General features: G+C 61.6%; 15 protein-coding genes. 14 read left to right on the plus strand and 1 reads right to left on the minus strand.

Annotation, left to right across the window (positions count from 1 at the left end):
* The first annotated feature begins 109 nt into the window (after window positions 1-109).
* The 3 genes from ACSQ3F_RS07155 to ACSQ3F_RS07165 all read left to right on the plus strand — a co-directional run bounded on the left by ACSQ3F_RS07155 (window position 110) and on the right by ACSQ3F_RS07165 (window position 2,555).
* Window positions 110-373 carry a hypothetical protein gene (locus tag ACSQ3F_RS07155; protein ID WP_436099582.1) on the plus strand — a complete coding sequence of 88 codons (264 nt, stop codon included), beginning with the start codon at window positions 110-112 and terminating at the stop codon, window positions 371-373.
* A 100-nt stretch (window positions 374-473) separates the two neighbouring features.
* Window positions 474-1,520, plus strand: a complete 1,047-nt coding sequence (gene fba, locus ACSQ3F_RS07160; RefSeq protein WP_436099583.1) for a class II fructose-bisphosphate aldolase — start codon at window positions 474-476, stop codon at window positions 1,518-1,520.
* Window positions 1,521-1,715: 195 nt separating this feature from the next.
* Window positions 1,716-2,555: a fumarylacetoacetate hydrolase family protein gene (locus ACSQ3F_RS07165; RefSeq protein WP_436099584.1), complete on the plus strand. Its 840-nt coding sequence runs from the start codon at window positions 1,716-1,718 to the stop codon at window positions 2,553-2,555.
* Between the two features lie 58 nt (window positions 2,556-2,613).
* Here ACSQ3F_RS07165 and phnF read toward each other — a convergent pair whose 3' ends face one another.
* Window positions 2,614-3,351 carry a phosphonate metabolism transcriptional regulator PhnF gene (gene phnF, locus ACSQ3F_RS07170; RefSeq protein WP_436099585.1) on the minus strand — a complete coding sequence of 246 codons (738 nt, stop codon included), beginning with the start codon at window positions 3,349-3,351 and terminating at the stop codon, window positions 2,614-2,616.
* 85 nt (window positions 3,352-3,436) lie between these two features.
* Between phnF and phnG the strand changes: the two genes are divergently transcribed.
* From phnG to phnE, 11 genes are all read left to right on the plus strand, one after another.
* Window positions 3,437-3,904, plus strand: coding sequence for a phosphonate C-P lyase system protein PhnG (gene phnG / locus ACSQ3F_RS07175; RefSeq protein ID WP_436099586.1), 468 nt, complete (start codon window positions 3,437-3,439; stop codon window positions 3,902-3,904).
* Window positions 3,904-4,524 (plus strand): phosphonate C-P lyase system protein PhnH, encoded by a 621-nt coding sequence (gene phnH, locus ACSQ3F_RS07180; protein WP_436099587.1) that lies wholly within the window; start codon window positions 3,904-3,906, stop codon window positions 4,522-4,524. The genes phnG and phnH overlap by 1 nt, the downstream gene beginning before the upstream one ends.
* A 2-nt stretch (window positions 4,525-4,526) precedes the next feature.
* On the plus strand, window positions 4,527-5,639 hold the full coding sequence (locus ACSQ3F_RS07185; RefSeq protein WP_436099588.1) for a carbon-phosphorus lyase complex subunit PhnI: 1,113 nt from the start codon (window positions 4,527-4,529) through the stop codon (window positions 5,637-5,639).
* Entirely contained in the window at window positions 5,636-6,220 is a 585-nt protein-coding gene (locus ACSQ3F_RS07190) for a VOC family protein (RefSeq protein WP_436099589.1), read from the plus strand. Before ACSQ3F_RS07185 ends, ACSQ3F_RS07190 begins: the two co-directional genes overlap by 4 nt.
* A 101-nt stretch (window positions 6,221-6,321) precedes the next feature.
* Complete coding sequence (locus tag ACSQ3F_RS07195) at window positions 6,322-7,200, plus strand: alpha-D-ribose 1-methylphosphonate 5-phosphate C-P-lyase PhnJ (RefSeq protein WP_436099590.1); 879 nt, start codon at window positions 6,322-6,324, stop codon at window positions 7,198-7,200.
* Between the two features lie 244 nt (window positions 7,201-7,444).
* Complete coding sequence (phnK, locus tag ACSQ3F_RS07200) at window positions 7,445-8,221, plus strand: phosphonate C-P lyase system protein PhnK (protein WP_436099591.1); 777 nt, start codon at window positions 7,445-7,447, stop codon at window positions 8,219-8,221.
* Between the two features lie 64 nt (window positions 8,222-8,285).
* Complete coding sequence (gene phnL / locus ACSQ3F_RS07205; protein WP_436099592.1) at window positions 8,286-8,993, plus strand: phosphonate C-P lyase system protein PhnL; 708 nt, start codon at window positions 8,286-8,288, stop codon at window positions 8,991-8,993.
* Complete coding sequence (locus ACSQ3F_RS07210) at window positions 8,990-9,607, plus strand: DapH/DapD/GlmU-related protein (RefSeq protein WP_436099593.1); 618 nt, start codon at window positions 8,990-8,992, stop codon at window positions 9,605-9,607. The genes phnL and ACSQ3F_RS07210 overlap by 4 nt, the downstream gene beginning before the upstream one ends.
* A 143-nt stretch (window positions 9,608-9,750) precedes the next feature.
* Complete coding sequence (gene phnC / locus ACSQ3F_RS07215; protein WP_436099594.1) at window positions 9,751-10,587, plus strand: phosphonate ABC transporter ATP-binding protein; 837 nt, start codon at window positions 9,751-9,753, stop codon at window positions 10,585-10,587.
* 148 nt (window positions 10,588-10,735) lie between these two features.
* Complete coding sequence (phnD, locus tag ACSQ3F_RS07220; RefSeq protein ID WP_436099595.1) at window positions 10,736-11,641, plus strand: phosphonate ABC transporter substrate-binding protein; 906 nt, start codon at window positions 10,736-10,738, stop codon at window positions 11,639-11,641.
* A gap of 111 nt (window positions 11,642-11,752) precedes the next feature.
* Complete coding sequence (phnE, locus tag ACSQ3F_RS07225) at window positions 11,753-12,715, plus strand: phosphonate ABC transporter, permease protein PhnE (RefSeq protein ID WP_436099596.1); 963 nt, start codon at window positions 11,753-11,755, stop codon at window positions 12,713-12,715.
* Window positions 12,716-12,719 lie beyond the last annotated feature (4 nt).

A 12,719-nucleotide genomic window follows, 5' to 3' on the forward strand; every position in this document is an offset into this window, starting at 1 on the left:
TAAACTGCTCCACCACCGATGATCCACAAAGGTCTTGCGCAAGTCTGAGTATTATTTCCGGCAGTTTACGTAATATGTATTCTTAAGTCGCCTCTTGATGGAAACGATCATGCAATTCGCCCATCCATGGTGGACGACGGCTGCTCACCGGTCCTCGCCAAAGACGGCGCCGCGCACATTGATGGATTTCAACCGGGGATTGCCAGGGCTGATGTGGCAAAAAATGCACGATAATTTGTCCACAGAGCCCCATCTGCAACGTTTCCGCTCGCCCAAGCCCATCATTTCAGTCGCGGCAGCGGTTGCCAAACCCGGATCATCAATTATGGTGCGGTCAAATCCGCCCGCATTTCGCCAGGAGGCCTGGTCTTGATACCAGTTGGCATCTGTGGCGGGTACTTCTGCTCAAGCGGAGAATATGGGCGCCGATAATGATCGGGAATGATGGCGCCAGCACAATGGGAGACTTTTGAATGGCCTTGATCACCTTGCGGCAGCTGCTGGACCACGCCGCTGAAAACAATTACGCGCTGCCCGCCTTCAACGTGAATAATCTGGAATATATCCAGGCGGTGATGCGCGCGGCCGATGCCACGGATTCGCCCGTCATCCTGCAGGCCAGCCGCGGCGCCCGCGCCTATGCCGGCGATGCGTTCCTGCGCCACCTCATCCTGGGTGCTGCCGAAGAATATCCGCATATTCCGGTTTGCCTGCATCTCGACCACGGCGACCAGCCCTCGACCTGCATTTCGGCGATCACCAACGGCTTCACGTCGGTAATGATGGATGGTTCGCTTCTTGCCGACGGCAAGACGATCGCGAGCTATGACTACAATGTCGGCGTCACGGCGGAAGTCGTGAAGATCGCCCATGCGGCCGGCGTCTCGGTCGAAGGTGAACTTGGCTGTCTCGGCAATCTCGAGACCGGTGCCGGCGAAAAGGAGGACGGCCATGGCTTTGAAGGCAAACTGTCGCGTGAGGAACTTCTGACCGATCCGGAACAGGCCTTCGACTTCGTCGAGAAGACCGGCGTCGATGCGCTGGCCGTTGCGATCGGCACGAGCCACGGCGCCTACAAGTTCACCCGCGCGCCGGACGGCGAAATCCTCTCGATCGAAACGATCGCCAAGATCAACAAGCGTCTGCCGAACACGCATATGGTCATGCACGGCTCGTCGACGGTGCCACAGGACCTGCAGGACCTGTTCAACGAATTCGGCGGTAGGATGAAGCAGACCTGGGGTGTTCCGGTCGCCGAAATCCAGAAGGCCATCCCGCTCGGCGTCCGCAAGGTCAATATCGACACCGACCTTCGCCTCGCCTTCACCGGCGAGATCCGCAAGCATCATCTGCAGCATCCCGACAATTTCGATCCGCGCAACTATCTGAAGCCCGCCACCGCCCGCATGGTCGAGGTCTGCAAGGAGCGCTTCATTGCCTTCAACGCGGCCGGCCAGGCATCGAAAATCCGCGTGACGCGCCTGCCGGACATGGCAAGGGCCTATTCAAAGGCCGCCTGAGCACGCAGTGGCGGGACAATCCCGCCACAACCTCTCTCGGGGGCGGCAGGACTTCTGTCAGCCAGCGCGTCCTGATCGCACTGCAAGATTTGCCCACCCGCTGATACGGCCCGATCGGCAAAAGCGCTTTACAACGCTGCCCGCCTTTGATTTGTCAGGCGGCACGACAGTCTGTGTTTTAAGGGAAGAGAAAACATGAAACTTCTGCGGTACGGACCCCTTGGGTCGGAAAAGCCGGGCGTTCTCGACAAGGACGGCCAGATCAGGGACCTGAGCGGCGTGATCGCCGATGTCGGCGGCGACGCGATCAGCGATATGGGCTGGGCCAAGGGGCTCGATATCGACAGCCTGCCGGTCGTCGGCGGCAGCCCGCGCCTCGGCGCCTGCGTGGCCGGAACCGGCAAGTTCATCTGCATCGGGCTGAACTATGCCGATCACGCCGCAGAAACCGGCGCGACGGTGCCGCCCGAGCCGGTGATCTTCATGAAGGCGACGTCCGCCATCGTCGGCCCGAACGACGACGTCGTCATCCCACGCGGCTCGGAAGCCACTGACTGGGAGGTCGAGCTCGGCGTGGTGATTGGCAGACAAGCCAAGTACGTGTCGGAAGCCGACGCGCTGGAACACGTCGCCGGCTACTGCGTCATCAACGACGTCTCCGAGCGCGATTTCCAGACCAAGCGCTCCGGACAGTGGACCAAGGGCAAGTCCTGTGACACCTTTGGCCCGACCGGCCCCTGGCTGGTAACGCGCGATGAGGTTGCCGATCCGCAGAAGCTGAAGATGTGGCTGACCGTCAACGGCGTCACCAAGCAGGACGGCTCGTCGAAGACCATGGTTTATGGCGTTGCGAATGTCGTCAGCTATTTGAGCCAGTTCATGACGCTGCATTCCGGCGACATCATCTCGACCGGCACGCCGCCCGGCGTCGGCATGGGCTTCAAGCCGCCGCAGTATCTGAAGGCCGGCGACGTCGTCGAGCTTGGTATCGAGGGTCTGGGCACGCAGAAGCAAACCTTCGTCGCCGACCTCTGATTGCTGCAATGGAATTGAAGAGGGCGCGTGCCACCGCATCGCGCCCTTTTTCGTGGCCTCAGGTTTCGATCTTCAGCTTGACGCGATCGGCGGCGAAGCGGGTACGGGCGAACTGCACCGGCACGCCATCCGGATCGGCGTTGATGGCGGTTGCCTCGATGACGATGGCACCGGGCGAAAGGCGAAGCAGGGACAGTTCGTCGGCATCGGCGTGGCGGGCGACAAGCTCCGTCGAGATGCGGACATAATCCGGCAGCCCCTCGGCGGCGAAGGCCTTGGTGATCGAACCCAGCTTTTCGACTTGCTCTGCCATATGCGGGAAGCGATCAATCGGAAAGAAATTGGTGGAGCAGGACACAGGCCGTCCGTCGGCGCTGCGCATCAGGTCCAACTGGATGCAGTCCGCTCCGGGAACGATTTTCAATCCGGCCGCAACCTCTCCCGCCGCCGGAAGGGTGGTTTGGGCCAGCAGTTTTGCTTCCGTCTCACGCGCTTGGTCGCCCAGCCCCTGCGAGAAGCGCGTGCGCCTCGAAATCGGAAAGCTCAGCCGTTCTTTCCGCTGAATCATCGTGCCTCGCCCCTGGATGGCCTGCACCAAACCTTCCTCCGCGAGTGCGGCAAGGGCGCTGCGCACCGTGTGGCGGTTGACACCGAACTGGCTTGCCAGGACAATTTCCGGCGGTATCATGCCGGTCTGGTCGTAGTCGCCGTTGCTGATCGATAGCCGGATCAGATCGGCGATCTGCCGCCAGAGGGCGACGCCTGTCTGTCGCTCGACCGCCTTTTTCGCATTCATGTCACAAGCTCGTCATGTTGGGATTCTAGAAACACATTATCAGATGTATAGTTGTCTATATTATTAGACATTTCGGACGAAAGCAATGGACGCGATGAAACAAAAGAGCGGCGCGGCGGTGAATGAGCGCAAGCGGGCGATGGAGTTGCTGGCCAAGGCCTCGATTGCAGAGCTCAAGGCTGGCTGGCAGGCGATCGAGCCGAAGCCCGAGGTCCATGCGGTGCGCGGGCCGGAAAGCGGGCTCGTCATGGTGCGCGGCCGCATCGGCGGTGGCGGTGACGCCTTCAATCTCGGCGAGGCGACGGTCAGCCGCGCCACCGTGCGTCTCGGCTCGGGCGAGATCGGCCATGGCCAGCTGCTCGGCAATGACCGCGAGAAGGCGCGTCTTGCCGCTGTTTTCGATGCGCTTCATCAGCGACCAGAACATCGGCAGGCCGTCGATTCACTGATCGACGCGGTCGAAAGCCGCGTTGAGGCTGAAGACCGCAAACAGGCCGAACAGACCGCGGCGACACGGGTCGATTTCTTCACAATGGTCCGGGGAGACAACTGATGGGCGCTCAGACCGAAATCCACGCCAGCGCCTATGCCGGCGCCTTCACGGAGCCTGTCTTCCAGTCGCAGGCCGTGTTCCGGGCCTTGATGGATGCCATGGCACGCCCCGGCACAATCGCGCCGCTTGGCGCATCGGCAAGTCCACCGGCGCCGCTTGGTGCCGGTGCCGGAGCGATTGCGCTGACCCTGTGCGACGACGGAACCCCCGTCTGGCTGAGCCCTGCCCTTGCCAATTCATCGGTGCCGGCCTGGCTGTCCTTCCACACCGGCGCGCCGCTGACGGATGTCAAGCCTGAAGCCCGGTTCATCTTCGTCGACGCTGGGGGGATCGTTCCGGGTTTCGACCAGTTCGCGCTTGGCACGCAGGAATATCCGGATCGCTCCGCAACGCTGGTGCTTGAAATCGCGTCGCTCGAAGGCGGCGCGGAATTGGTCGCCACCGGCCCCGGAATCAAGCACGAGACCATCATTTCGCCGGTCGGCCTGCCGGGCATTTTCCTCACCCTCTCAGCGGAAAATCGCGCGCTGTTTCCAAGGGGTGTCGATCTGATCCTGGTTGCCGGCACGAACATTCTTTGCCTGCCGCGCACCACCAGGCTTCGCCGCAGGGAGATCTGATCATGTATGTTGCAGTCAAGGGTGGCGAGGCAGCCATCGCCAATGCGCACCAGCTTCTCGCTGACCGCCGTCGCGGCGACCGGTCGCTGCCTGCGATCTCGATCGACCAGATCGTCGCCCAGCTTGGCCTTGCGGTCGATCGTGTCATGGCGGAAGCCTCGCTTTACGACCGCGAACTGGCGGCCCTTGCCGTCCGGCAGGCACGCGGCGACATGATCGAGGCGATCTTCATCCTGCGCGCCTACCGCACGACGCTGCCGCGGTTCGGCATGTCGGAGCCGGTCGACACGGCAAGCATGAAGATCGAGCGCCGCGTCTCGGCAACTTACAAGGACCTGCCCGGCGGCCAGCTTCTGGGTCCGACCTTCGACTATACCCATCGCCTGCTTGATCCGTCGCTGCTGACGGACGAGCCGGTCGCCGATCCCGTTCGCCGCGGTGCTGACGAAAGCCCGGTGATGCGCGTCTCCGATATTCTCGCCGGCGAAGGCCTGATCGAGGGTGACGGCAAGCTGCCGGAGGATCATATGCCCGGCGACCTGACGCGCGAGCCCTTGGAATTTCCATTGAACCGCGACCTGCGCCTGCAGGCGCTGGCGCGTGGCGACGAGGGGTTTCTGCTGGCGCTCGCCTATTCGACCCAGCGCGGCTATGCCCGGACCCATCCTTTCGTCGGCGAAGTCCGCATCGGCGAAGTCGAGGTCGAACTCGATGTTCCCGAACTCGGCTTCGCCGTCTCGCTCGGCCGCATCCAGGTGACCGAATGCCAGATGGTCAACCAGTTCCAGGGGTCGGCCAGGAACCCTCCGCAGTTCACCCGCGGCTATGGCCTCGTCTTCGGTCAGAGCGAGCGCAAGGCCATGGCCATGTCGCTGGTCGATCGGGCGCTTCGTGCCGAGGAATTCGGCGAGGATATCGTCGCACCGGCGCAGGACGAGGAATTTGTCATTTCGCATTCCGACAACGTCCAGGCGACCGGCTTCGTCGAACACCTGAAGCTGCCGCATTATGTCGATTTCCAAGCCGAGCTCGATCTCGTGCGCCGCATGCGCGCCGAATACGACGCAAAGTCCGGCGCTGACAAGAATGGTAGTATCCGGGAGGCGGCCGAATGATTGAAAACCTTTCCCGCATCACATTTGTCGTCAGCAATCTCCAGCGCATGACGGAGATTCTCGAAACGGTCTTCGGCGCAACGCAGGTTCATGCGGGAGGCGAGAAGAAGCATTCGCTCGAGAAACTGTTCACGATCGGGGATCTGCGGATTGCGATTGTGAAAGGCAAGGGCCTAAGCGAGCACGCCTACAACCACGTCGCCTTCAATATCCGCGATGAAGACATGGAGATCTATCTCGAACGCATCCGCTCGCTCGGGCTCGATGTCATGGTGCCGCGGCTGGATGCCGAAGGCGAGGGACGGTCGATCTACTTCGACGATGCCGATCATCATCTCTTCGAGTTGCACAGTGACGCGCTGACCGCAAGATCGCAAACCCGTTCCCTCCTGGAGGGGCCGCCTTGTGAGACATCGACTGTCGTGCCGCGGATCAATCGCCTCCTCCACCATCTCCACCGCAATCCCCGCCGGCATCTCCATCGCTGCCTGCATAGACGCTGCCGTCTCCTCCCGATCCCGCCGCGTGGCTCTTTCTCTTCTTCGCAGCGCGGTCTCCCATCAGGACCACAGCCAAAATGACAAGGCCCGCCAGAATGATTGGCAATCCGCCAAAGGCGCTCGGTTCGGCTTCCATTCCGGATCTTTCTCCCGTGGTCCCCTGCACCTCAAGGTAATCGACAATGCCTGACCTTGCCACATACAACTTCGCCTATCTCGACGAGCAGACCAAGCGGATGATCCGCCGCGCCATCCTCAAGGCGATCGCGATACCCGGCTATCAGGTTCCCTTCGCCTCCCGCGAAATGCCGATGCCCTATGGCTGGGGCACCGGCGGCGTGCAGGTGACGGCGGCGATCCTGGGTCCGGACGATGTGCTGAAGGTCATCGACCAGGGCGCCGATGACACGACCAACGCCGTTTCGATCCGTGCCTTCTTCCAGAAGGTCGCCAATGTCGCGGTAACAACGAAGACGCGCGAAGCGACGATCATCCAGACGCGCCACCGCATTCCGGAGGAAGCGCTGAAGGCCGGGCAGACGCTGGTCTATCAGGTGCCGATCCCCGAACCCCTGCGTTTCCTCGAGCCGCGCGAGACCGAGACCCGCAAGATGCATGCGTTGGAGGAATACGGCCTCATGCATGTGAAGCTCTACGAGGACATCGCCCGCAACGGCCATATCGCCACGACCTATGCCTATCCGGTCAAGGTCGAAGGGCGCTACGTGATGGACCCGTCGCCGACGCCGAAGTTCGACAATCCGAAGATGCATATGTCGGAAGCGCTGCAATTGTTCGGCGCCGGCCGCGAAAAGCGCATCTATGCCGTGCCACCCTATACTGACGTCGTCAGCCTCGATTTCGAGGACCATCCCTTCGAGATCCAGCATTTCGACAAGCCGTGTGCGCTTTGCGGCGCAGAACACGTCTACCTCGATGAAGTGGTGCTCGACGACAAGGGCGGACGCATGTTCGTCTGCTCCGATACCGACCATTGTGAGGACCGCCGCGAACACGGCCATGCCGGCGAGATGCTGGGGCGGCAAGAGGCTGCGGAATGAATACCGTCGCAGCCATCAGTTTGCCGAGGCTTTACCCCCCTCTATCACTTCGTGACATCTCCCCCTCAAGGGGGGAGATCGGGCCGCTGAACCCTCGTCCGTCAAACATGATTTTTGGGGCGCGGCAAATGCCGATGGCCGATAGGCCCGAATGGTGCGCCCAGCCGATCTCCCCCCTTGAGGGGGAGATGTCCGGCAGGACAGAGGGGGGTAACCCTCGGCACGGCATGAAGGAGATGCAGAAATGACGACACCCCCCCTTCTCAAGGTCAGCGACATCTCGAAATTCTACGGCGGCCGTGTCGGCTGCCGCAATGTCTCGTTCGAGCTCTGGCCCGGCGAGGTGCTGGCCATCGTCGGCGAATCCGGTTCCGGCAAGACGACGCTTCTTTCGTGCCTGTCTACCCGGCTGATGCCGACCTCCGGCGTCGTTGAATATCACATGCGCGACGGTCAGTACCGTGATCTTGCCCGCATGGGCGAGGCCGAGCGCCGTTTCCTGATGCGCACCGACTGGGGCTTTGTTCATCAGAACCCGGCCGATGGTCTGCGCATGACGGTGTCGGCCGGCGCCAATGTCGGCGAGCGGTTAATGGCGGTCGGCGACCGGCATTACGGGCAAATCCGGGCGACCGCCACCGACTGGCTGCGTCGGGTCGAGATCGAAGAAGACCGCATCGACGATCAGCCGCGCGCCTTTTCCGGCGGCATGCGCCAACGCCTGCAGATCGCCCGCAATCTCGTCACCTCCCCGCGTCTCGTCTTCATGGACGAGCCGACCGGCGGCCTCGACGTCTCGGTTCAGGCGCGCCTGCTCGACCTGGTGCGCGGTCTCGTCCACGATCTCGGCCTGTCGGCGATCATCGTCACGCATGACCTCGCCGTCGCCCGCCTTCTCTCCCACCGCATGATGGTGATGAAGGATGGCGTGGTGATCGAGCAGGGTCTCACCGACCGGGTGCTTGACGATCCGCGCGAGCCCTACACCCAGCTACTCGTTTCCTCGATCCTGCAGGTCTGAGCATGGTTACGAAAAGTGGGACCCGGTTTTCGGCCAGAACCATGCTCAAACAGGAGAACTGACAATGGCCACTCCGCTTGTTGTTTCCGAAGTCGCCAAGAGCTTCACCATGCATCTGCGTGACGGCATCACCCTGCCTGTCGTCGCCGGCGTTTCCTTCTCCGTCAAAAGGGGCGAATGCGTCGTGCTTGGCGGTCCGTCCGGCGTCGGCAAGAGTTCGATCCTGAAGATGCTCTATGGCAATTACGCCGTCGATGCCGGACAGATCCTGATCGAGCATCACGGCCAGCTGGTAGATCTCGCCAGCGCGGCACCCCGCGCCGTTCTGGAAGTCCGCCGCGACACGCTCGGTTATGTGAGCCAGTTCCTGCGAGTCGTTCCGCGTGTTTCGGCGCTGGGCGTTGTTGCCGAACCGCTTCTAGCGCGCGGAGCTTCGCAGGCCGACGCGCGCGAAAAGGCGTCCGATCTGCTGGCCAAGCTCAACCTGCCGCGCGAACTCTGGCAATTGCCGCCGGCGACCTTCTCCGGCGGCGAGCAGCAGCGCGTCAATATCGCCCGCGGTTTCATCACCGATCATGCGATCCTTCTGCTCGACGAGCCGACGGCCTCGCTCGATGCGAAGAACCGCCGCGTCGTCGTCGAGATGATCGCCGCCAAGAAGGCCGAAGGTGTCGCACTTCTCGGTATCTTCCATGACGAGGAAGTGCGCGACGCCGTTGCCGACCGCATCCTCGACGTCTCCGCCTTTTCGCCGCGAAAGGCTGCCGCATGACCATCAAGCTGTCGGAAAAGCCGCTCATCCACGAGACGGCGCGGGTGACCGATTGCACGGTCGGCCGCTACACCGAAATCGCCGAGCGCTGCCGTATTTCTGAAACGGAAATCGGCGATTATTCCTACATCATGGAAGACGGCTCGGTGTGGTGCGCGACGATCGGCAAATTCGCCAATATCGCCTCCTCGGTGCGCATCAACGCGACCAACCATCCGGTCTGGCGGGCGACGCTGCACCATTTTACTTACCGGGCTAAGGATTATTGGCCGGATGCGGACATGGACCAGGATTTCTTCGCCTGGCGCCGGGAAAACTGCGTCATCATCGGCCATGATGTCTGGATCGGCCACGGCGCGACGGTGCTGCCGGGCGTCAAGGTTGGCAATGGCGCGGTGATCGGCGCGGGCGCCGTCGTCTCGAAGGACGTCGCGCCCTACACCATCGTCGGCGGCGTTCCGGCAAAGCTGATCCGCGAGCGCTTCGGCAGGGAGATCGCCGGGCGCTTCGAAAAGCTCGCCTGGTGGGACTGGGATCACGGCAGGCTGCGCGATGCCCTGAACGACTTCCGAATGCTGGACGCAGATGCATTCCTCGCCCGTCACAATGCGTGACTTTTTGCTTCACAACCCCTGCCTGCGCGGGGATTGTGGACTGTAACAAAACCTACATCAATCTGACATTCCTGCTTCATCAAGCGCCGTTATGGCAAGGATCGTGCCGATGATCGGTACCACTGCCAAGAGGACGAGTGCCCATGTTCCAGTTGAAGAATGTAACGCGACAGTTCGGCAAGAAGATTGCCGTCAATTCGGTTACCTTCGACATTCCGCAGGGCCAGATGGTCGGCATCATCGGCCGGTCGGGCGCCGGCAAGTCGACGCTGCTTCGAATGATCAATCGGCTCAACGACGTCTCGTCCGGCTCCATCCATTTCGGCGATCTCGAAGTCTCCTCGCTGCGCGGTGCAGCGCTGCGCAACTGGCAGCGCGATTGTGCGATGATCTTCCAGCAGTTCAATCTGGTGCCGCGCCTCGATGTGCTCACCAACGTGCTGCTTGGCCGTCTCAATCACCGTTCGACGGTGCTCAGCATTCTCAACATGTTCACCCGCGAAGAGCGCATCATGGCAATCGGCGCGCTGGAGCGGCTCGGCATCGAGCAGACGGCGCTGCAGCCGGCAGGCACGCTTTCCGGCGGCCAGCAGCAGCGCGTCGCCATCGCCCGCGCTCTGATGCAGCAGCCGAAGATGCTGCTTGCCGACGAGCCGATCGCCTCGCTCGATCCGCTCAATGCCAAGATCGTCATGGACGCGCTGCGCGACATCAACGAGCGCGAGGGCATCACCGTCGTCACCAACCTGCACACGCTGGATACGGCGCGCAATTACTGCGAGCGCATCATCGGCATGGCGCATGGCCGCGTCGTCTTCGACGGTCAGCCCAACAATCTGACGGCCGCCGCCGTCGCCGAAATCTACGGCGGCGACACGCAAATCGAGGAATCGCTGACCTCGACCAGCATCAATATTCCTGCAGCGCAGGACAATCAGAAATCCGCCAGCCTCAGGCCGCTGGCACTGGCCGGACTGTAAAGCGTGATGCCGAAAAGTGCGCAGCGGTTTTCGGATGACATCACGCTTAGACAAATAGTTACCCGCCACGATCGAGAGCCCGCGTCAAGGGCAGGACCTTGCAACCGAATGTGAACCGGCGCGGCCGGGAAAACAGGAGATGACCCTTATGTTGAAGAAAGCACTTCTGAGCGCCGTTGCGCTCTTTGCCCTCGTCGGCCACGTTCAGGCTGAAGACCTCAAGGAATTCCGCGTCGGCATCATCGGCGGCGAAAACGAAGCCGACCGCCTGCGCAACTTCCAGTGCCTTGGCGACCACCTGAAGACCGCGCTCAACGTCGAGAAAGTATCGTTCTTCCCGGCGGCAGACTATGACGGCGTCATCCAGGGTCTGCTGGGAGGCACGCTCGATTTTGCCGAACTCGGCGCTTCCGGCTACGCCAAGATCTACCTCGCCAAGGCTGACGCCGTCGAGCCGATCCTGACCACCGAACAGACCGACGGTTCGACCGGCTATTATTCGATCATGGTTGCTCGCAAGGATTCGGGCATCACCAAGGTCGAGGACCTCAAGGGCAAGAAGCTCGGCTTCGCTGATCCGGACTCCACCTCGGGCTACCTGATCCCGAACGTCACCCTGCCGGAAACGATCGGCATGCCGGTCAAGGAATTCTTCGCCGAGACCGGTTTCGGTGGCGGCCATGAAAACCTCGTGCTCGAAGTGCTGAAGGGCACCTTCGACGCAGGCACGACCTTCGGCTCGGGTATCGGCGAGTTCAAGGAAGGTTACACCTCCGGCAACCTGCGCAAGATGGTCGACAAGGGTATCCTCGACATGAACGACCTGGTCGAACTGTGGCGCTCGCCGCTGATCCCGAACGGCCCGACCGTCGTCCGTTCGTCACTCAGCGCCGACGTCAAGGCCAAGTTCAAGCAGTTCATGATGGACCTGCCGAAGACCGATGCGGCCTGCTTCGCGGCAGTCGAGGGCGGCGAATACAAGGGCTTCGTCGAAGTCAACTCCGACTTCTACAAGCCGATCATCGATGCTCGCAAGTCGACCATCGGCGGCTGATATCGCTGAATTTAAAGCGCTGGCCGGTCCTGCCGGCCAGCGTTTCCTCGTCTGGACAGGCTTCATGAGCGTGATGCCCGCTGAAGCCGCCACGTTTTTGCCGGAGACTCCATGGCCACGTCAGCGCTTTCCCCGACCTTGAGCGACAACGGCGCTCTGGTCGAACGCCATTGGCAGGCGCTCAATCTCCGCCGCCGGACCTACACTTTCATAGGTCTCGCATTGCTTGCCATGGCTCTTTCCGGGTCTCTCTGGTTTGCCAACGAGACCAACGCCGGCAAGTTCTTCGACCGGTTGCCCTATTTCTTTGATTTCGTCGGCGATCTCGTGCCGCGCGACGGCGCTGAAATCGGCAGCGCTTTGTTCGATCTTCCCTCGCCCTATGACGATGGCAGCTTCAAGTACAATTATCCCGAAGGCCGCTTGTATCTGACGGACACGATCTACGTGCCCGAATATTTCTATAAGATGCTGGAAACGCTGAATATCGCAATCTTCTCCACCATCTTCGGCATGTTCTTCGGTTTTCTCCTCTGCTTCTTTGCGGCCCGCAACCTGATGCCGAACCCTTGGATACGCGGTCTTGTGCGCCGCTTCATGGAAATATTGCGCGCCTTTCCGGAGGTCGTCATCGCCGGCTTCTTTCTCGCCGTCCTGTCGCTCGGGCCGATCCCGGCCATGATCGCCGTATCGATCCATACGATCGGTGCGCTCGGCAAGCTGTTCTTCGAAGTCGTCGAAAATGCCGACATGAAGCCGGATGAGGGTTTAAGAGCCGCCGGCGGCAATTGGATCGAGCGCGTCTGGTTCGGCATCGTGCCACAGGTTCTGCCGAACTTCGTGAGCTATTTCCTGCTGCGCCTGGAGATCAACGTGCGCGCCTCGACCATCATCGGTGCCGTCGGCGGCGGCGGTATCGGCGAGCCGCTGCGCCTGTCGATCGGCCAGGGTCATGAGGCAAAGACGCTGGCGATCATCCTCCTCCTGTTCTCGACGATCATCGCCGTCGATCAGTTTTCCGCATGGCTGCGCCGCCATCTCGTCGGCGACCAGGCCTTCCAGCTTGCGCAATAGGAGC

This window comes from Pararhizobium sp. LjRoot238, from assembly GCF_964252955.1.
GTDB lineage: Bacteria > Pseudomonadota > Alphaproteobacteria > Rhizobiales > Rhizobiaceae > Pararhizobium.